We start from the raw sequence: 19,841 nt of genomic DNA, 5'->3' as shown, positions 1-19,841 counted from the left end.
TGAGTCCCACCCGAACCGCAACCGCCCCGCACCTCACGCCTCCCCAGCCTCGTCGACCGGCCGGAGCGAAGCGGAGGCCGGTCGACTCCACCGGAAATCGGAGATTTCCGAGCAGTCGGCGCGAAGCGCCGACGACCTCGCGGGCGGTTCGCGGGTGCTATCGCACCCGCTCACCGGCGCGCCACCGCACGGCGACGTCGAGACGTCTCTCACCTCGGACCAGCGTCCGTGACCGAAGCAACGTTCAAGCCCGCCCGCCGCCAACGTCCGACGAATGCGGCTCGACGAGTACCTCGAGTTCGAGACGAACGAGCGCGCCGAGCGCCGTCGGCTCGCCCGCGAGAAGGACTACGGGATACTCGACCACCTCGACTCCTTCGAGCGACGGTTCGACGCGGAGGTATCCGACGACGCGGTCGTCGGCAGCGTCTCTCCCTCCATCTTCGTCGGGCGCTCGGACTACCCGACCGTCTCGACTGGGTTGCTCTCGCCGGTCGGCCGCGAGGAGCGCGCAGGCCGCTTCCGGACCTCCGGCGCGTGGTACGACGAGGGCGTCTCGATCGCGGACGTCTTCGAACGCCGGACCAGCCTGCTCAACGCCAACCGCGGCGTTGACGTAACCGACGTCGGAAGCGGGGGCGGACGCGGCGGACCCGGGACCGTCAGCTCCGGGACCGACACAGCGAGCGTCCACGACGCGTGGGACGGCTGGCTCGGCGTCCAACGCGAGGTGGCGATCGCGGACCGCCCCGTCGACGTCGAGATCGGCCTCGACGGCACGCCGGACCTCGACTTCGAGGTCGGCCTCGAGGACGTGAAGACGCCGACCGGACCGCGGGCGGCGGCACGGGACGCGTCGCTCGGCGAGAACCCGCACGTCCCGCGCCCGGTGAAGAAGACCCTGGAGGACGACGACTGGCGCGCGGAGGGGGCGATGACGTACCTCTACCGCCGGGGCTTCGACGTGTACGAGGTCAACACGATCCTCTCCGCGGGCGCGCTCGGGCGTGGAGAGGACCGTCGGCTCGTGCCGACCCGCTGGTCGATCACCGCCGTCGACGACACGATCGGCGCGTACCTCCGCGGGTCGATCCGGGACGATCCGACGATCGACTCCATCGAGGTCCACCGAAACGAGTACCTCGGGAACGCGTTCTGGGTCGTTCTCGTCCCCGGACACTGGGAGTACGAGCTGGTCGAGCTGAAGGCGCCCGGCTCGATCTGGAACCCCGACCCCGACGCCGGCGTCTACCTCGCAGCCGCGAGCGAGGGACGCGAGGGACGGACGGGGTACGTCGAGGAGACCGCGGGCGCGTACTACGCTGCCCGCCTCGGCGTCCTCGAACACCTCCACGACCGCGGCCGGCAGGCGAAGGTCCTCGTCTGCCGGCACGTCTCCGACGACTACTGGGGGCCCGTCGGCGTCTGGCAGGTGCGCGAGGCCGTCCGGAACGCCTTCGAGGGCGAACACGGGACGGCGGAGACGTTCGGCGAGGCGGTCCGGGGCGTCACGGCGCACCTGCCCATCTCGCTCGGTCGCCTCCGGCGGAAGTCGACGATGACAGCCGGGCTCCAGGCGAACCTCGCGGACTTCGCCGGTCGGGACGACTGAGCGCTCGAGCGGGACGGGAGACCGAGCGGACGCGGCGAGGACGTTCGCTGTGGGGGCGCGCGACCCCGCCGATCCGACGGTCCGCCCCGAGGGTTTTTGTCCTATCGTGATGAGCGTCCGACATGCTCGCTGCCCTCCCCGCGCAGTTCGGCGTCCCGGGCGGTCCGGAACTCGTGATCGTCGCGTTGGTGCTGTTGTTGCTCACTGCTCCCGTCGCGCTCGGCGTCGTGGCCCTGGTTCTCCTCCTCCGTCGTCGGTCGGCGCTCGAAGAGCGGATCGCAGCGCTGGAATCCGACGTGGATCGACTCCGAGAGCGCGTCGAAAACGGACGCTAACGCCCGGATATGGGGTGACTCGAGGACGAACGGAGGTACCCCGGAACCGAGCGGACACTGAGCTGTCGGTATCGCCGCCGCAGGTCCTCAGTCCTCGAGCCGCTCGAAGACCTCGCCGACCATCTCGCCGGTGTCCTCGATTATCGCGTCCATCTCCGCGTCGTCGCTCGGGAGGCCGAGCAGTCGCGCGATCCGCATGATCGAGACGTGGTGAACGGCCTGTTTCCCCGGTTCGACCTGCTCTATCACCATGTTACACGGGAACAGCGAGCCGATCCGGCCGTCGGTGGCGTCGAGCGCGCGGTCGGCCACCGCGGGGTTACACGCGCCGAGGACGTAGTAGGGGTCGCGGTCGGCGTCGACCTTCTCGTTCAGCATCTCCGAGGGGGAGAACTCGACGGGGAAGCCGAAGCCGGCGTCGGTACAGACCTCGCGGACGTGCTCGATCGCCGTCTCGTGGTCCATCTCGAGGGTCGTGCGTTCCTCGCCGAAGTCGTCGCCGTCCAGGTCGTCCGGATCGAACGGGAGCGTCATGGGTCACCGTCGGACCGGAGCGAACAAAAGGGTGTGTGTCGAGTCGTCCGGCCGGCTCGGTCGGGTGGCTACTCGAACCCGCCTACTCTGTGGCGACCGGGCCGCTCCCGACCACGTCCTCGACCGCCTGCTGGAACTCGGCACGGCTCTCGAAGAGCGGGACTCCGGACTCCTCGAGGACGGCGTCCAGGCTCGTCGGGCCGTCGGGGGTTCGGACGGTCGCGTCGCCCTCCTGGGCGCGCACGTCGCTTCGCGTCGCGGGCCACGTGAGCCGGGAGGCGACGCGAGCGATCGGCTCGCCCGCGACGTCGGGGCCGTCGCCGAGTTCGACGGCGGGTTCGGCGTCCCCTTCCGTTTCGTCGGTCTCCTCGTCGCTTTCGCTCATGGCTCGCGATTCCGGTCGGCCGGTGGTAACGGTTTCGGTCCGGGCCGTCGTCCGGAATGGTGACAGCGATACCGGAATTATTTGGTGGTGTCGTTATCTCTTAGCCTCTCTACCGACCTGTGGGGTCACGCACACGATTCCCGCTCGACGCGTCGCGGTTTCGGTGACCACGGCGTGCCGGGTTCCACCTTCCGTTTTCGTCGCCCGGGTTCCGTTTTCGTCGCCCGGGTTCCGTTTTCGTCGCCCGGGTTCCACGTTCCGTTCCCGTCACCGCATCACCGCCAGCCCCGATCCGTCGTGTTCAACCGCTCTACACCCTCGGTCGTGACGATCACCAGGTCCTCGATCCGACAGCCGAACCGCCCGTCGAGGTAGACGCCGGGCTCCACGGAGAAGACCATCCCGGACTCCAGTTCGCGGTCGTTGCCCGCCACGACGTACGGCTCCTCGTGGACGTCGAGCCCGACCCCGTGGCCGGTCCGATGGACGAACGCGTCGCCGTATCCCGCCGCCTCGATGACCGAGCGGGCGGCCCGGTCGACGGCGGCAGCGGTGACGCCCGGCTCGACCGCGTCGACCGCGGCCGCCCCCGCCTCCCGGACGACCGCGTGGACCTTCTCGTACTCCTCGGGCGGATCGCCCGCGAACACGAGCGTCCGCGTCTGGTCGGAGGGATAGCCGTCGACGCGCGTCCCGAAGTCGAGGACGACCGGGTCGCCGGCGCGGACCTCCCGGTCACCGTGGCCGTGGTGCGGTTTCGCGCCGTTCGGGCCCGCGCCCACGATCGTCTCGAAGGCCGTCCCCTCGCCGCCGTGCGCTGTCAGCCGGTCGGCGATCCACCCTGCCAGCTCGCGTTCGGTCATGCCGACCGCGTCGGAGCCGAGCTCTCGGAGGTCGTCCACGGTCGCGTCCGCGGCCGCGGCCGCCGCCCGCAACGCGGCCAGCTCCGTCCCGTCCTTGCGGACCCGGAGGTCCGCGAGCGCCTCGCTGGCGAGTCCCCACTCCGCGCCCGGCGCGACCGCCCGGAGGTCCTGGGTGAACCGCGCCCACATCGCGTCGTCGACGAGGAGGCGTCCGTCGCGGAGGCCGTGTGCCTCGAGGAGGTCCCGGGTCGCGGCTCGTGGGTCGTCGCCGTCCGCCCAGGTCCGCACGTCGGCAACGCTCGTCTCCTCGCGAAGCTGGGTCCCGTACAGCGCCGGAACGAGCAGGCTCGGCTCCCCCTCGGCGGGGACGACGAGCAGGAAGTGACGCTCGCTCGGTTCGGCCTGGAACCCGGTGAGATACCGGAGGTTCCGGCTCGGGAAACAGACCAGCGCGTCGGCCCCGATCGCCCGGAGTTGCTCTCGCGCCCGGCCGCGGCGGGCCCTGTAGGCGTCGTCGGTCATACACACCCTCCGTCCGGCGCGAGCTTATAAATCAGGGTGTGACTACCGTCCCATCAAGCGGGTCGTAACTATAGGGATATCTCCCCTCACACGAGACATGGCGACCGATCACTCCACGCCGTTCGACTTCGACGGCGAGACCGATCCCGCTCCCTCGACGTTCCGCTGTCCCGACTGTGGCGAAACGGTTCGGTCGACGTCGGTACCGTACGACGCCCTCGGCTACGCGGTCTGTCCCGCCTGTTCGTACTCGGACGGCCCCGAAGGCGTCGTCGACGCCTGAGCCGTCCGGCCCGGGTCGGATCGCGTCGTTTTAGCCCGCGGCGTTCCCCGTTTCCGTATGACCTGGTCCCTGAGGCGGGAGGACGCGACGATCACGGAGTGGGAACGGTCGGACGGGTACGCCACGGTCCGGCTCCGCGAGCGCGGCGACGGCCGGTTCGTCGTGCGCCTCGACGTGATGGAACAGGCCGTCGACGCCCGCGCGTACGATCGGGTCCTCTTCGACGAGCGCGATGCGGCAGAAGAGCGGGCTGGAGTCTGGCGCGAGGAACACGACCTCGACGACTGACCGTCGCAGTCGCCTCGTGATTGATCGCTGTTTTCAGTTGATCGCCGGGAGTCCACATTAAAACCCCATCACCAGAAATCTCCGATTTCTGGTTAGCAGTCAGAAGCGCCGCTTCTGACGACATTGCCGGACTACGTCCGGCAGGCAACCAGAACGTGACACGTTCTGGTCACACCCTCAACGAGTGAACCGCGTATGCGGTGAGCGAAGTAGGGTGGGGTCGTTTACGGCATCTCAACGTCGTCGTCGAGGAACGCCTGGCACTCGACGGTCCGGCCGTCGGGGTCCGTGGCGAAGAACTGGTAGATGCCGTACTTTTCGCTCTCGTGTGGCTCCTCGCGGACCGCGTCGTCGAGGCGGTCGTGGGCGTCGTCGACGCCCTCGCGGTCGGGGTGGACGACCGTCACGATCCCGCAGTCGTCGGTTCGGTCCCGGTCACAGAACCCGACGAGGAGGTTGCCGTGACGGAGTATCGTACAGTCGGGCTGTTCGAGCCACACGTCCATCCCCAGCCGTTCGCGATAGAACTCGACGACTGCGTCGTGGTTCTCCGTCGCGTAGAAGACGATCCCTGCCATCGTCCGAGCGCGCGTGCCGAGACGACTTAAGCGCACCCCCGCGTGGGGTACGCGACCCCCCGCGTGGCCGCGACCGATCGGCGCGGATCGGGGGGTGCCGGATCGCGAGGTGCGCGCCGGATCGACCCGACCTGACCGTTTCGGGAACCCCCGGCGCCCGAGCCACGTCCGGAACGCGCCGATCGCGGCCGTTGGCGTCCCGAGAACGCGAGGACGACCACCCACTCGCCGGTCCCTACCGCTCCGGGTGGGTCGGCGCGTCGAACCCGCCGCGGACGAGTGGCTTCGCGACGTGTCTGCGCGCGCTCGGCGGGACCTCGTACCACCCGAGTTCGAGGTCCCGGTCGACCGTCACCTCGACCTTTCCGGGCGCAGACGTCCCGCAGTCGCGACAGCGATACCCCTGGCCCTGTCCCGCCGACGACATCGTTCGCCCGCACTCGGGACAGGTCGGCGTCGTCGGCTCGGTTCGCACGAGGTCGCGGACCGCGAACTTCTCGAGTTTCAGGGTCCCTTTCGGCGCCGGTTCCCCCTCGCGGACCTCGTGTTCGCCACACAGCGTCACGCGGTCGCCCGGGCGGAGCGCGCGCACGCGATCACGGAACCGGCCGGTCGGCGCGAACGCGACGGCCCTGAGGGCCGGGTCGGCGTCCGTCACGTCCGGGTCGGCGTCCGTCACGTCCGGGTCGGCGTCCGTCACGTCGTGGTCTGCTGTGTCGGCTACCGGGACGTGGACGTGTCCGCCCCGCTTCGTCTCCGGCTCGTCCGCGACGACGCCCGTCACGCGATAGCCAGCGCCGTCGCGGAGGTCGCCGAGGGTCCCGTCCGCGAGGTGGGCGTCGGTCCCCTGGTTCGTCAGGAACGTCGCAGCGCGCTCGACGGGTTCGCTCCCGATCGCCTCCGCGACCCGCCGACAGGCGGCAGCGTCGTCGCCGCGGATCCCGTGGAGGATCGGCCCCGGCGCGTTCGGGACGCAGACGACCTCGCCGGTCCCGCGGTCGACCGTGTCCCAGACGGTCGGATATCCCGCGTTCGCGGCCGCGAAGACGCTCTCGGCGTCGACCTCGCGGGGGGTTCCACACCGGTCCAGCTCGCGGTAGGAGATCCGCTCGAACGTCCACTCGTCGTGGACGGCGGGGGCGCCGATCGCGGCGAGCGCGCCGATCCGCCCGCGACCCGGCGTCCCCTCGCCGTCCGCGCCGCCGACGCCGAAGCTGGCGTGGCGGAAGCCGTGGCGGTCCGCGATCGCTTCGGCCTCCGCGAGCCCCAGCCGTTCGCGGAGCGCTCGGCGGGCGAACGCCCCCACGTCGTCGGGGAGCCGTTCCGAGGCGTCGACGAACGGGTCGCCGTCTCCTTCGTCGATGTCTCGACCGCCAACGTCGATGTCGGCCACCACGACGCCCGGGGAGGTCCGCGGGTCGTCGGCGGCGGCGAACTCCCGGACGGTCTCGGCCGCGAGCCGGAACGTCGCGTCGGCGTCGACGCCCGCGACGTGGAGCGCGACCGCGGCGTTCCCCCGCGTCTTGTGTTTCACCGCGGGATTGAGCCGCACGAGTAGCCGACGCGACACCCGCCCGCCCGCTGCCTCGAGCCGCTCGCCGAGCCGGACGCCGACGTAGGTCGTACACATGCCGCGGTCCCGTGAGTCGGTGTCGTCGACGGCGACGATCGGCATGGCCGGAGTTTCGCGTCGGCGAACAAGCCGGTTTCGACCGTCGATCGTCCCCCGGTCAAACCGGCGAGAACTCCTATATAATCGTACCGTCCGCCGGATGTCGGAAAAACGCAAGGTGGCGCGGGTATCGACGAACCCGGTCGACACAACGTATATATGTTCCGAGCCGCTTATCTCGAGTATGTCCCGGACTGCGCTGATCGAGAACGTCACCGCGATGCTGGAGGACGCGGGGTTCCTCGTCAGCGACCGGTGTGCGGTCCGGCCCAAGAGCTTCGACGTGGCCATCCGGCGCGGCGAGGACCTCCTGCTTTTGAAGATCCTCGGCAACGTCGACGCGCTCGATGCGGCGACCGGCGCGGAGATGCGGCGGCTCGGCGAGTACCTCGACGCCACGCCGATGGTGATCGGGATCCGGACCCGCGACGAGGAGCTGAAGCCGGGCGTCGTCTACTTCAGACACGGCGTGCCGGTGATCAACCCGGACACCGCCTACGAGCTGTTCATCGAGGGGATGCCCCCGCTCATCTACGCGGCCCCCGGCGGGCTCTACGTCAGTCTCGACGGCGACCTCCTGGCGGACGAACGCGAGGAACGCGGCTGGTCGCTCGGCCGGCTCGCGACGGAACTCGGCGTCTCCCGGCGGACCGTCTCGAAGTACGAGGACGGGATGAACGCCTCCATCGAGGTCGCGATCCAGCTCGAAGAGCTGTTCGACGAGCCGTTCTCCAGCCCCGTGGACGTCCTGGAGGGGGCCGACGGCGTCCGCGACGCGGACCCGACCCCGTCCGCGCCCGACGCGGACCCGGACGACGAGCACGTCGTTCACGTGCTCACGACCGCGGGATTCACCGTCCATCCCACCGCCCGCGCGCCGTTCAAGGCCGTCTCCGAGGACGACGACGACCCCGTGATGCGGTTGCTCACCGGCCACTCGGCGTTCACCCCGGCTGCGAAGAAGCGCGCGCGGATCATGTCCTCCATCGGCGAGGTCGCCCACACCCGGTCGGTGTACTTCACCGAGGAGTCCGAGGACCGGGAGTCCGTCGACGGTACCGCGCTCGTCTCCTGTGAGGAGATCGAGGACGTCAGCGACCCCGAGGCGCTCCGCGAGCTGATCCGCGACCGCGCGGAAGCCCCCTCGGAAGCGTAGGCGACCGCGGCGCGGTCGACCGGCCGTCAGCGGCCGAACAGCCGGCTGAAGAACCCGCCCTTTTTGCCGTCGTCGTCCTCGCCGTCCCCTCCGTCTCCCTCGTCCTCGTCGTCCTCTCCGTCGCTTCCCTCCCGGTCATCGTCGCTCGCGCCAGTGAGCGCGGTGTCCATCGTTCCGGTGTCGTCGGCATCCGTCGTTCCGGTGTCGTCGGCATCCGTCGTTCCGGTGTCGTCGTCGCGGAACGGAATGCTCCCCGCGAGGTCCTCGTCGCCGTCGGCGTCCTTCGGGCCGTCGGTACCCGTCCCGTCGTCGGCAGTCTCCACGTCGTCGCCGCCAGCATCCCCCGCGTCGTCCACGTCCGGCTCGACGTTCCCGTCGGCGTCGGGGCCCGGCTCCGCCTCCTCGATCAGTTCGGCCCCCTCGTCGCCGGCGCATTCGGCATCTTCGGCGTCCTCGACGTCTTCGGCGTCTTCGATATCTTCCGCACCTTCAGTGGCCTCGGAATCTCCGGCGTCTCCTTCGGTCTCCGCGTCCGGTTCCGCATCGACTTCCGCGTCGGGTTCCGCATCGCCTTCCGTCTCCGCGTCGGGTTCCGCATCGCCTTCCGTCTCCGCGTCCGGGTCCGATCGCGTCCCCGTCGCGTTCGGTTCCGGGACGTCGAACCCCGTCAGGGTCCGGGCCAGTTCGCGGTACGCCCGGCTCGCCGGAGCCTCCGGATCGAAGGTCGTCAGGGGCTCTCCGGCTGTGGTCGCCCGAGCCACCGTCGGGTCCTCGGGGATCCGCGCGAGCACCGTCGTCGCGAGTATCTCGTCGACGATGTCGACGGCCGGGTCGTCCGGCTCCGCCGTCCCGTCGACCTCGCCCGGACCGTCGGATTCGTCCTCGGCGCCGCCGACGCGGGTGATCGCCGCGCCCGCGACGGTGCCGCCGATCCGCTCCGCGAGCTGTCGGGTCTTCTCCGTGTCGCCGAGCGCGCTCCGGTCGGGCGTGGAGACGAGGAGCGTCTCGTCGGCCAGCCCGACGGGAAGCGTCGAGTCGTGTGAGAGCCCCGCGCCCGAATCGAGGAACACGTACTCGGCGTCCGCGAACGCCTCGACGACCCCGGCGAGTTCGGTGGGATCGGCGGCAGCGTACGCGTCGAGGTCCGGGTCCCCCGGGACGACCCGCAGCCCGGCGGGACCGTCGTGGACGGCCTCGTCCGGGTCCGCGCGCCCGGCGAGCACGTCGTGGATCGTCGTCTCGCCGGGGACCATCCCCAGCGCGTCGGCGAGGTTCGCCATGCCCACGTCGGCGTCGATGGCGACGACGTCGGCACCCGTTTCCGCGAGGACCGTCGCTATCGCCGCGGTCGTGGTGGTCTTCCCGACGCCACCCTTCGCCGACGCGACCGCATACACCGTTGCCATACCGTCAGGGTCCGGCGACTGGTACTTAAATGTAGGCCGCGAGACGGGGGATCACCCGTTCCACCGCGTTCGCCGTTCTCCGCCGGTTCGTCGAGCGGTTCCGCAAACACCTTATACGTCGCTCGTGGACGTCTACGCGATCAGTAGAATGGCGAGACCAGAGGTGCTCGACCGGATCAAGGAGGCTGAAACGGAGGCGGACGAGATCATCGCGGAGGCGGAATCGGACGCCGACGAGCGCCTCGCCGAGGCCAGATCGCGCGCGGACGAGATCCGCGCCGAGGCCGAGGAGGAGGCGGCGGCCGAGGCCGACGCCCGGCTGGAGTCCGCCCGCGAGGAGCTCGAGGAACGCCGCGAGGAGATCCTCGCCGAGGGACGCGAGGACCGCGAAGCGCTCGAATCGACCGCCCGCGAGCGGATCGATGACGCCGTCGACTACGCGGTCGAACGGTTCGAGGAGGCGGTGAACGGGCAGACGACGGGGGAATGAATGGCGCTTAGACCGGAGCGAATGAGCAGGGTGTCGGTGACGGGCTCGAAGCGCGTCATCGACGAGGTGATCGAGGCGGCCTACGACCACCACTCGCTTCACGTCACCGACTACGACGACCGCTACGAGGGGTTCGAACCCGGCACGTCGCTTGAGGGTGCCGAGGACGTCAACGAACAGCTCGTCACGGTCCGCTCGCTCGAGAGCATCCTCGACGTCGACGAGGACGACGCCGACGGACCGGGAAAACTCCCCGACGACGCCCTCACAGCCGAGCTCGATCGGACCCGCGAGCGCGTCAACGAACTCAACGACCGGCGCGACGAGCTCAGAGCGGAGATACGCGACCGCCAGGAGGAGATCGACCGGATGGAGCCGTTCGCCGAGCTCGGTATCGAGCTCGACCTCCTCGGCGGGTACGACTCGCTCGAGGTCGTCGTCGGCGAGGCGAAACCCGACGCCGTCGAGGCGGCGCTCGCGTCGGCCGACGGGATCGGCGCCTTCGAGGTCTTCTCGGGCGGGAACGTCGTGGCCGCGTTCGCCGTGCCCGCCGAGGGTGCGGAGTCGGGGGTTCTCCAGGACGCGCTCGTCGGCGTCGACGTCGCGTTCCTCGAGGTGCCCGACGCGGACGCGAGCCCGGCCGACTACGTCGCCGAGCTCGAGGGTGAGCGGGTGGACCTCGAGGAGGACCTCGACGCGGTCGACGCCGAGCTCGAGGAGGTGAAAGCCGAGGCTGCGGGGTTCCTCCTGCGCGCCGAAGAGCAGCTCACCATCGAGGCACAGAAGAAGCAGGCGCCGATCTCCTTTGCGACCACCGAGAACGCGTTCATCGCGGAGGGGTGGATCCCGACCGCGACGGTCGCGGACTTCGAGGCGGTCGTCGCCGACGCCGTCGGCGACCACGCCGAGGTCGAGGAGCTCGAACGCGCCTCCTTCACGCCGGACGGCGACCACCACACCGAGGCGGTCGCGGACGGCGGCTCCTCGGACAACACGGCTGGCGGGGGGACGACCGCCCCGGACGTCGGGGACGACGCCGATCGCGAGGCGGCCACCGACGGCGGCCACGCGACCCACGGGAGCGACGAGCCACCGGTCGTCCAGGACAACGGGGGGGCGGCCGGACCGTTCGAGCTACTCGTCCAGGGCTTCGGCCGGCCGAAGTACTCCGAGTTCGACCCGACGCTTCTCGTCTTCCTCACGTTCCCGGCGATGTTCGGGTTCATGATCGGGGACGTCGGGTACGGCGTGCTGTACGCCGCTATCGGCTACTTCATGTATTCGAACTACGAGGGCGCCTTCCGGGAGCTGGGTGCGGTCGCACTGTGGGCCGGCGGCTTCACGATCCTGTTCGGGATCTACTTCGGGATCGACGTGTTCGGCTACCACGCCTACCAGCTACTCGGCATCCACTGGCCGGTCGCCGGGAAGGGACTCTCCCCGGCCGACCTCAACTGGGCGCTGGCGTTCCTCGTCGTCAGCGTGCTGTTCGGGTTGCTTCACCTGAACATCGGGTACGTGCTCTCGTTCGTGAGCAACTACGAGCAGCACGACCTGAAGCACGCGATGTACGAGGGCGGCTCGTGGCTGTTGCTGCTCAACGGCGCGTGGATCTGGATCTTCAGCCAGCACGTTCCCGGCCCGAAGCCGGACTTCCTGTTCGAGTCGGTCTCGATACTGACGCTCGGTGCCGTCTCGTTCGCCGGGTTCCCGGTCGCCGTCGGGATCGCCGGCCTCGTGGCCGCCGGGCTCGGGGCCGTCCTGCTCGCGATCGGGGAACCCGCCGAGCTCGCCGAGGTGCTCTCGCCGATCGTCAACGTCATTTCGTACGCCCGGATCATGGCGGTCCTGCTCGCGAAGGGTGGGATGGCGCTCGCCGTGAACCTGCTCGCGTTCGGCGCGTACATCGGCGACGAAGGGGCGGGGAGCTTCCACTTCATCTTCACGCCCGAGTACCTCGCGTACATTCAGGAGAACTCCGTCGCGAACGGCGGCGAGTACGAACTCGTCTTCGCGGGGCTGACGACGGCGTTCGAGCCGAGTCTCGTCGGGATCGTCGCCCTGCTCGCCGGCGTCGTCGTGGCGTTCGTCGGGCACGTCGTCGTCCTCCTGCTCGGGGTCACGTCCGCCGGAATCCAGGCGGTGCGTCTCGAGTACGTCGAGTTCTTCGGGAAGTTCTACGAGGGCGGCGGTAACGCGTACTCGCCGTTCGGATACGACCGAAAGTACACCGAGGAGTAACCGCCACCCCGGCCCCTTCGGAGGATCCTTCCGTCCCGGCTGCCCCGTCCCCGAGAGCGTGCTCTACCGCATTGCTGAGTCCCCTCGCGGTGGTTCTCGTCGGTCGTTTTGGGAAGCTTTATGTCCACTGTGGCGGCAACTAGCTACTGTTCGGAGACGAGCAACCGCAACTACTACCAATGCTTGAAGCTACCAACGCACTCGGGAACGCCGTACTGTCCACCGGAGGAACGCTCACTGACCCCAGCGCCGCGGCCGCGCTCGCCGTCGGGCTCGCTGCTCTCGGTGCGGGATACGCGGAGCGAGGTATCGGTTCGGCTGCCGTCGGCGCGATGGCCGAGGACGACGACCTCTTCGTTAACGGGCTCATCCTGACGGTCCTTCCCGAGACGATCGTCATCCTCGCGCTCGTCGTCGTCTTCATCGTCTAAGCTGTACCCCCCTTTCACACAATGAGTTTGGAAACCGTCGTTGAGGACGTTCGAGACGAAGCCCGCGCGCGTGCGGAGGAGATCCGCGAGGAAGCCGAGGCGGAGGCCGAGGAGATACTCGCCGAGGCGGAGGCCGACGCCGAGCGCATCCGCGAGGAACGGCTCGCCGAGGTCGACCGACAGATCGACCAGGAGCGCGAGCAGACGCTCTCGTCGGCCAAGCTCGAGGCCAAACAGGAGCGACTCGGCGCGCGTCGTGACGTCCTCCAGGACGTGTACGACGGCGTCGAGGAGACGATAGCCGGCCTCGAGGGCGACCGCCGACGAGAGCTGACCGAGGCCGCCCTCGACGCCAGCCTCGCGGAGTTCGACGACGACGCGGACGTCGCCGTCTACACCCGCGCGGAGGACGTCGACCTCCTCGAGGAGCTCGTCGAGGGGCGAAACGCAGAGGTCGACGGCGAGGTCGAGTGTCTCGGCGGCGTCGTCGCCGAGAGCGACACCTCCCGCGTTCGCGTGAACAACACGTTCGACTCGGTCCTGGAGACGGTCTGGGACGACGAGTTGAAACACGTCTCGGAGCTACTGTTCGACCAATGAGTGCCGCCGGCAGCTCGAACCCGGAGTTCGTCGTCGCGCGGGTTCGCGCCCGCCGCGGCCAGCTCTACGGGGACGAGGAGTATCGCAAGCTGGTCCGGATGACGCCCGCCGAGATCGCCCGCTTCATGGAGGAGTCGAGCTACGAGGCCGAGATCAACGCCTTAGGGAGCCGTCACGGCGGCGTCGACCTCATCGAGTACGCGCTGAACGCGAACCTCGCGAAGCAGTTCGAGGGGATCTTGGACTGGAGCGAGGGCGCGCTGTACGACCTGATCGCCCGGTACCTCCGGAAGTTCGACGCGTGGAACGTGAAAACCATGATCCGCGGCGTCTACACCGACGCGAGCCAGGACGAGATCGAGGTCGACCTCATCCGGGCCGGCGAGTTCGACGACCGTCGTATCCGGCGACTGCTCGAGGCCGACTCGATCGACGCCGTCGTCGAGGTCCTCGAGGACACGATCTACGGCGACCCGCTCCGCGAGGCGTACACGGCGTACGAGGAGTCGGACACCCTCGTCCCCCTCGAGAACGCGATCGATCGCGTCTTCTACGAGCGTCTCCTCGAGAACCTGCCCGGCAGCGAGCCGGTCCGGCAGTACGAGGCGTTCCTCAAAGCGGAGGTCGACTTCCGGAACGCGACGAACGCGCTCCGGCTCGCCCGTTCGGGCGCGGAGATCGACCCCGCGGAGTACTTCATCGAGGGCGGCGAGCTGTTCACCCGTGACACGCTCGCCCGGCTCGCACGGAACGTCGACGAGCTCGTCGAGTACATCGGGGAGAGCGCGTACGCCGACCAGCTCGGCCCGGCGTTGCGCGAACTCGAGGAGGCGGACAGCCTGATCGCGTTCGAGCACGCGACCGACGCCGCGCTGTTGGCGTACGGCGACCGGCTCGGCACGGTCCACCCGGTGTCCGTGACGCCGGTGATCTCCTACATCCTCGCGAAGGAGCGCGAGGTGGAGAACATCCGCGCTATCGCCCGCGGGAAGGAGGCCGGCCTGTCGGCCGACGAGATCGAATCGGAGCTGGTGATAACATGAGCCAGGAGATCGCCGTCGTCGGCAGTCCGGAGTTCACGACAGGGTTCCGGCTCGCCGGCGTCCGCAAGTTCGAGAACGTACCGGACGACGAGAAGGACGAGCGGCTCGACGACGCCGTCGAACGAACGCTCGACGACGACCGGACGGGAATCATCGTGATGTACGACGCGGACCTCGATCACCTCTCGCGGGGGACCCGCGAGCGGGTCGAGGGGAGCATCGAGCCAGTGCTCGTGACGCTCGGCGCAGGCGGCGCCGGCAGCGGCGGGCTCCGCGACCAGATCAAACGAGCCATCGGTATCGACCTGATGGAGGAGGACGACTAACATGAGCAAAGCAGAATCCACGGAGACCACCGGCGACGGTGTCATCCAGAACGTGAGCGGTCCGGTCGTGAGCGCTCGCGATCTCGACGCCCGCATGAACGACGTCGTCTACGTCGGCGACGAAGGCCTCATGGGGGAAGTGATCGAGATCGAGGGCAACATCACGACGGTTCAGGTGTACGAGGAGACCTCCGGGGTCGCCCCAGGTGAACCCGTCGAGACCACGGGTGAGCCGCTGTCGGTCGACCTGGGTCCGGGAATGCTGGACGCCATCTACGACGGCGTCCAGCGGCCCCTGGACGTACTGGAGGGCAAGATGGGGAGTCCCTACCTCGACCGCGGGGTCGACGCGCCCGGCATCGACCTCGAGAAGGAGTGGGAGTTCGATCCCACCGTCGAGGTCGGCGACGAGGTCGGCCGCGGTGACGTGGTCGGGGTCGTCGAGGAGACGGTCACCATCGACCACAAGGTCATGGTGCCGCCGGACGCCCTCGAGGAGGACGAGACCGCGGCGGTCACGGCCATCGAGGCCGGCTCCTTCGACGTCACCGAGACGGTGGCCGAACTCTCGAACGGGACGGCGGTGTCGATGCACCAGGAGTGGCCGGTTCGCGAGCCCCGTCCCTCCGCGAACAAGAAGACGCCCCGGACGCCGCTGGTGTCCGGCCAGCGCATCCTCGACGGGCTGTTCCCCATCGCGAAGGGCGGGACGGCCGCCATCCCGGGGCCGTTCGGCTCGGGGAAGACGGTCACCCAGCACCAGCTCGCGAAGTACGCCGACGCCGACATCATCGTCTACGTCGGTTGCGGCGAGCGCGGCAACGAGATGACCGAGGTCATCGAGGACTTCCCCGAGCTTGAGGACCCGGCCAACGGCAACCCGCTCATGGCCCGGACCTCGCTCATCGCGAACACGTCGAACATGCCGGTCGCGGCGCGTGAGTCCTGTATCTACACGGGGATCACGATCGCCGAGTTCTACCGCGACATGGGGTACGACGTGGCGCTCATGGCCGACTCCACCTCGCGGTGGGCGGAGGCGATGCGCGAGATCTCCTCCCGGCTGGAGGAGATGCCCGGCGAGGAGGGGTACCCCGCGTACCTCGCTGCCCGCCTGGCGCAGTTCTACGAGCGCGCCGGCTACTTCGAGAACGTCAACGGGACGGAGGGGTCCGTCTCGGCGATCGGCGCGGTGAGCCCGCCGGGCGGCGACTTCTCGGAGCCGGTCACCCAGAACACGCTGCGCATCGTGAAGACGTTCTGGGCGCTCGACGCGGACTTGGCCGAACGGCGGCACTTCCCGTCGATCAACTGGAACGAATCGTACTCGCTGTACAAGAACCAGCTCGACCCCTGGTTCCAGGAGAACGTCGAGGAGGACTGGCCCGAGAAGCGCCAGTGGGCCGTCGACGTGCTCGACGAGGAGACGGAGCTCCAGGAGATCGTCCAGCTGGTCGGCAAGGACGCGTTGCCGGACGACCAGCAGCTCACCCTCGAGGTCGCGCGCTACCTGCGCGAGGCGTACCTCCAGCAGAACGCCTTCCACCCGGTGGACACCTACTGTCCGCCGGAGAAGACGTACCTCATGTTGACGACGATCGAGACGTTCAACGACGAGGCGTTCGACGCGCTGGAGGCGGGCGTCCCGGTCGAGGAGATCATCGACGTCGAGTCCGTCCCGCGGATCAACCGGATCGGCGTCCAGGAGGACTACGAAGAGTACGTCGAGGAGCTGAAAGCGGACATCACCGAGGAGCTTCGGAGCCTCTACTGAACCATGAAAGAGTATCAAACCATCACCGAGATCAGCGGCCCCCTCGTGTACGCCGAGGTCGACGAGGCGATCGGCTACGACGAGATCGTCGAGATCGAGACGGCACAGGGGGAGACGCTGCGCGGTCAGGTGCTCGAGTCCTCGGAGGGCGTCGTCGCCATCCAGGTCTTCGAGGGCACCTCCGGTATCGACCAGAACGCGTCCGTCCGCTTCCTGGGCGAGACGATGAAGATGCCCGTCACCGAGGACCTCCTCGGGCGGGTGCTCGACGGCTCCGGCCGCCCGATCGACGACGGTCCGGAGATCGTCCCGGAGGAGCGACAGGACATCGTCGGCGCGGCGATCAACCCGTACTCCCGGGAGTACCCCGAGGAGTTCATCGAGACGGGTGTCTCCGCAATCGACGGCATGAACACCCTCGTTCGAGGCCAGAAGCTCCCGATCTTCTCGAGTTCGGGCCAGCCGCACAGCGAACTGGCGATGCAGATCGCCCGGCAGGCGAGCGTGCCCGAGGAGGAGGAGGAGGGCGACGACGAGGAGGGCTCGGAGTTCGCCGTCATCTTCGGCGCGATGGGGATCACCCAGGAGGAGGCCAACGAGTTCATGGAGGACTTCGAGCGCACCGGCGCGTTGGAGCGCTCCGTCGTCTTCATGAACCTCGCGGACGACCCAGCCGTCGAGCGGACGGTCACCCCGCGGATGGTCCTGACGACGGCCGAGTACCTCGCCTTCGAGAAGGACTACCACGTGCTCGTCATCCTCACGGACATGACGAACTACTGCGAGGCGCTCCGCGAGATCGGCGCGGCCCGCGAGGAGGTTCCGGGCCGGCGTGGCTACCCCGGGTACATGTACACCGACCTGGCGCAACTGTACGAGCGCGCGGGTCGGATACAGGGCCGTGAGGGCTCCGTCACGCAGATCCCGATCCTCACGATGCCCGGCGACGACGACACCCACCCGATCCCGGACCTGACCGGGTACATCACCGAGGGACAGATCTACGTCGACCCCGACCTGAACAGTCAGGGGCTCGAGCCGCCGGTAAACGTCCTCCCCAGCCTCTCGCGGCTGATGGACGACGGGATCGGCGAGGGACTGACCCGCGGGGATCACGGCGGCGTCTCCGACCAGATGTACGCGGCGTACGCGGAGGGCGAGGACCTTCGCGACCTCGTGAACATCGTCGGCCGCGAGGCGCTCTCCGAGCGCGACAACAAGTACCTCGACTTCGCGGACGCCTTCGAGACGGAGTTCATCGACCAGGGCTTCGAGACGGACCGCGGCCTCGAGGAGACGCTCGATATCGGCTGGGACCTCCTCTCGATGCTACCGAAGGAGGAGCTCAACCGCGTCGACGAGGAGTTCATCGAGGAGTACTACCGAGAGGACGACTCCGAGCGCGAAGTCGTCGAAGCCGCGGACTGACGCTTTCGGCCCCGCTTTTCACGACGTCGAACGCCCGAGAGCGACGCCGTCACCCCGGTAGTTCCGCCCCACACGTTTTGTAGCTCCGGAACGGTATACTCTCATGACACGATCGGGAGCGTCGGACGTCGATCCGGCGTCGAGCGTCGATCCGGAGCCCGCGATCGAACGGAGCTCACGGGAGGGGAACCCGGCGCCGTCGGCGAGTACCGCCGTCGTCGACGAGGCGTTGAAGACCCGTACGATGGACGAGGCACCGGTGGGGATCACCATCGCGGACGCGACCCGATCGGACATGCCGCTGATCTACGCGAACGCTGCCTTCGAGCGTATCACCGAGTATTCGCCCTCGTACGCGGTCGGGCGGAACTGTCGGTTCCTCCAGGGCGAGGCGACCTGCGACGAGCCGGTCCACCGAATGCGTACCGCCATCGAGAACGGGGAGGCCACGACCGTCGAGCTGCGCAACTACCGGCGGAGCGGCGAGCTGTTCTGGAACGAGGTGACGATCGCCCCCCTCCGGGACGACGACGGCGAGGTCGTCCACTACGTCGGCTTCCAGCAGGACATCACACGCCGTAAGCGCGCGGAGCGGGCGGCCGCGACCCGCGCTACGCGGATCGATCGGGAACGCGTCGCCCAGGAACACTTGCTCGAGCGGATCGACGGCGTCGTCACCGACGTCTCCGAGGCCGTCACCCGCGCGTCCTCGCTGACGGAGCTCGAACGCGATGTCGCCGCCCGCCTCGCGGACACGTACGCCGGCGCGTGGGTCGGCAGGCACGACCCCGTGGCGGACGCGATCGTCCCCCAGGTCGCCGAGGGGACGACCGATCCCGACGTCGTGGGGCGTCGGTTTCCCCTCGACGGAACCGCTGTCGAGGGCGTCGAAACGGTGATCGCCGACGCGATCGAGGGCCGGTACGTCCACATCGAGCCGGTCGGATCGAGCGCGCCGGAGGGTACGGCCGCCGTCGCGGGCGTCCCCCTTCACTTCGGGGACGCGACCTACGGGGCCATCGCGGTGTACGTCCGCACGACGGAGTTCCATAGCCACGAGCGGGACGTCCTGACGGCGCTGGGGCGGACCGTCGCGACCGGCATCAACGCAATCGAGAGCCACCGGACCCTCCACGACGACGAGGTCGTCGAGTTCCGGCTGGCCATGGCCGACCACCCGTTGGTGGATCTCGCCGACGTCCTCTCGTGTCGGCTCCGGTACGTTGGAACGGTCGGGGACCGTACGGTGCCGTCGATGCTGTTCGAACTCGACGACGCCACGGAGGTGGACGCAGAGACGGTACGGACGGCGGTCGAGGGGACCCCGGTGACCGTTCACGGGCTCGTCGGCGTCGAGCAGGACGTTCCCGTGATCGAGCTGTCGATCGACGAGGACCCACTCCACGACCTGTTGCGGGAGTACAGCGGCGAGCTGTGCGACTGGGCGGTCGACGGGAGCGTCACCCGGGTGACGCTCGCGGTCGGGCGGGAGGCGCTCGCCCGGTCGCTCGCGGACGCCGCGATGGAGCGCTTCGAGCACGTGGACCTGGTCGGCTATCAACGCTGCGAGCGACGACGCGAGACCCATCACGCGTTCGTTTCCGACCTCAAGTCTCGACTGACGGACCGCCAGCACGCTGCGTTGCTCCGTGCCCACACCGCCGGCTACTTCGAGTGGCCACACGGGACGAGCGGCGACGACCTCGCTGAGTCGATGGGCGTCTCCCGGTCGACGTTTCACCAACACCTCAGGGCGGCGGAGCGAAAGCTCACGACGGCGCTGTTCGAACGGTAGCGTCGGACGGGCTTTTGGGACTCCCTAACCAGTTACGTATGTCGTTTAGACAGCTGTAACCCGTACGATCGGTCGTCGT

Annotated in this window: 21 protein-coding genes; 15 read left to right on the top strand and 6 right to left on the bottom strand. The window is 68.9% G+C overall.

Annotated features, from left to right (window positions below; genetic code table 11):
• The 3 genes from DQW50_RS18300 to DQW50_RS15760 form a co-directional block, all read left to right on the top strand.
• Window positions 1-232: hypothetical protein (locus DQW50_RS18300; RefSeq protein WP_206749764.1), on the top strand; the 232-nt coding region annotated here is incomplete at its 5' end.
• 42 nt (window positions 233-274) lie between these two features.
• On the top strand, window positions 275-1,612 hold the full coding sequence (locus DQW50_RS15765) for an Nre family DNA repair protein (protein ID WP_112080220.1): 1,338 nt from the start codon (window positions 275-277) through the stop codon (window positions 1,610-1,612).
• Between the two features lie 122 nt (window positions 1,613-1,734).
• Window positions 1,735-1,947, top strand: coding sequence for a preprotein translocase subunit TatA (locus DQW50_RS15760; protein ID WP_112080219.1), 213 nt, complete (start codon window positions 1,735-1,737; stop codon window positions 1,945-1,947).
• An 87-nt stretch (window positions 1,948-2,034) separates the two neighbouring features.
• Here DQW50_RS15760 and DQW50_RS15755 read toward each other — a convergent pair whose 3' ends face one another.
• The 3 genes from DQW50_RS15755 to DQW50_RS15745 form a co-directional block, all read right to left on the bottom strand.
• Entirely contained in the window at window positions 2,035-2,481 is a 447-nt protein-coding gene (locus tag DQW50_RS15755; protein WP_112080218.1) for a DUF302 domain-containing protein, read from the bottom strand.
• 82 nt (window positions 2,482-2,563) lie between these two features.
• Window positions 2,564-2,866, bottom strand: coding sequence for a DUF5789 family protein (locus DQW50_RS15750; protein ID WP_112080217.1), 303 nt, complete (start codon window positions 2,864-2,866; stop codon window positions 2,564-2,566).
• Between the two features lie 275 nt (window positions 2,867-3,141).
• Window positions 3,142-4,251, bottom strand: a complete 1,110-nt coding sequence (locus DQW50_RS15745; protein WP_112080216.1) for an aminopeptidase P family protein — start codon at window positions 4,249-4,251, stop codon at window positions 3,142-3,144.
• A 97-nt stretch (window positions 4,252-4,348) separates the two neighbouring features.
• Between DQW50_RS15745 and DQW50_RS15740 the strand changes: the two genes are divergently transcribed.
• Both DQW50_RS15740 and DQW50_RS15735 read left to right on the top strand, forming a co-directional pair.
• On the top strand, window positions 4,349-4,534 hold the full coding sequence (locus DQW50_RS15740; protein ID WP_112080215.1) for a hypothetical protein: 186 nt from the start codon (window positions 4,349-4,351) through the stop codon (window positions 4,532-4,534).
• Between the two features lie 57 nt (window positions 4,535-4,591).
• Window positions 4,592-4,822, top strand: coding sequence for a hypothetical protein (locus tag DQW50_RS15735; protein WP_112080214.1), 231 nt, complete (start codon window positions 4,592-4,594; stop codon window positions 4,820-4,822).
• Window positions 4,823-5,046: 224 nt separating this feature from the next.
• On the opposite strand, the gene DQW50_RS15730 is transcribed toward DQW50_RS15735, so the two are convergent.
• On the bottom strand, window positions 5,047-5,400 hold the full coding sequence (locus DQW50_RS15730) for a VOC family protein (protein ID WP_112080213.1): 354 nt from the start codon (window positions 5,398-5,400) through the stop codon (window positions 5,047-5,049).
• Window positions 5,401-5,635: 235 nt separating this feature from the next.
• Window positions 5,636-7,075 carry a tRNA(Ile)(2)-agmatinylcytidine synthase gene (locus DQW50_RS15725; RefSeq protein ID WP_112080212.1) on the bottom strand — a complete coding sequence of 480 codons (1,440 nt, stop codon included), beginning with the start codon at window positions 7,073-7,075 and terminating at the stop codon, window positions 5,636-5,638.
• A gap of 181 nt (window positions 7,076-7,256) precedes the next feature.
• Here DQW50_RS15725 and DQW50_RS15720 point away from each other — a divergent pair, with 181 nt between their 5' ends.
• A complete protein-coding gene (locus tag DQW50_RS15720) occupies window positions 7,257-8,228 on the top strand; it encodes a transcriptional regulator (protein WP_112080211.1) in 972 nt (323 codons plus the stop codon).
• A 26-nt stretch (window positions 8,229-8,254) separates the two neighbouring features.
• Here DQW50_RS15720 and DQW50_RS15715 read toward each other — a convergent pair whose 3' ends face one another.
• Window positions 8,255-9,634: a P-loop NTPase gene (locus DQW50_RS15715; RefSeq protein ID WP_112080210.1), complete on the bottom strand. Its 1,380-nt coding sequence runs from the start codon at window positions 9,632-9,634 to the stop codon at window positions 8,255-8,257.
• Between the two features lie 148 nt (window positions 9,635-9,782).
• Here DQW50_RS15715 and ahaH point away from each other — a divergent pair, with 148 nt between their 5' ends.
• From ahaH to DQW50_RS15670, 9 genes are all read left to right on the top strand, one after another.
• Window positions 9,783-10,124 (top strand): ATP synthase archaeal subunit H, encoded by a 342-nt coding sequence (gene ahaH, locus DQW50_RS15710; protein WP_112080209.1) that lies wholly within the window; start codon window positions 9,783-9,785, stop codon window positions 10,122-10,124.
• Window positions 10,125-10,145: 21 nt separating this feature from the next.
• On the top strand, window positions 10,146-12,365 hold the full coding sequence (locus DQW50_RS15705) for a V-type ATP synthase subunit I (protein WP_112080208.1): 2,220 nt from the start codon (window positions 10,146-10,148) through the stop codon (window positions 12,363-12,365).
• Between the two features lie 179 nt (window positions 12,366-12,544).
• Window positions 12,545-12,796: an ATP synthase subunit K gene (locus tag DQW50_RS15700; protein WP_066412079.1), complete on the top strand. Its 252-nt coding sequence runs from the start codon at window positions 12,545-12,547 to the stop codon at window positions 12,794-12,796.
• A 21-nt stretch (window positions 12,797-12,817) separates the two neighbouring features.
• Complete coding sequence (locus tag DQW50_RS15695) at window positions 12,818-13,396, top strand: V-type ATP synthase subunit E (RefSeq protein ID WP_112080207.1); 579 nt, start codon at window positions 12,818-12,820, stop codon at window positions 13,394-13,396.
• Window positions 13,393-14,439 (top strand): V-type ATP synthase subunit C, encoded by a 1,047-nt coding sequence (locus DQW50_RS15690; RefSeq protein WP_112080206.1) that lies wholly within the window; start codon window positions 13,393-13,395, stop codon window positions 14,437-14,439. Before DQW50_RS15695 ends, DQW50_RS15690 begins: the two co-directional genes overlap by 4 nt.
• A complete protein-coding gene (locus tag DQW50_RS15685; RefSeq protein WP_112080205.1) occupies window positions 14,436-14,765 on the top strand; it encodes a V-type ATP synthase subunit F in 330 nt (109 codons plus the stop codon). The genes DQW50_RS15690 and DQW50_RS15685 overlap by 4 nt, the downstream gene beginning before the upstream one ends.
• 1 nt (window position 14,766) lies before the next feature.
• Window positions 14,767-16,539 carry a V-type ATP synthase subunit A gene (locus DQW50_RS15680; protein ID WP_112080204.1) on the top strand — a complete coding sequence of 591 codons (1,773 nt, stop codon included), beginning with the start codon at window positions 14,767-14,769 and terminating at the stop codon, window positions 16,537-16,539.
• Window positions 16,540-16,542: 3 nt separating this feature from the next.
• Window positions 16,543-17,967 carry a V-type ATP synthase subunit B gene (locus DQW50_RS15675; RefSeq protein WP_112080203.1) on the top strand — a complete coding sequence of 475 codons (1,425 nt, stop codon included), beginning with the start codon at window positions 16,543-16,545 and terminating at the stop codon, window positions 17,965-17,967.
• A 103-nt stretch (window positions 17,968-18,070) separates the two neighbouring features.
• On the top strand, window positions 18,071-19,762 hold the full coding sequence (locus DQW50_RS15670; RefSeq protein WP_112080202.1) for a PAS domain-containing protein: 1,692 nt from the start codon (window positions 18,071-18,073) through the stop codon (window positions 19,760-19,762).
• Window positions 19,763-19,841: the final 79 nt, after the last annotated feature.

The sequence above is a fragment of the Halorubrum sp. 48-1-W genome (assembly GCF_003287355.1).
Lineage (GTDB): Archaea > Halobacteriota > Halobacteria > Halobacteriales > Haloferacaceae > Halorubrum.
This window is presented reverse-complemented; position numbering and strand designations above follow the sequence as displayed.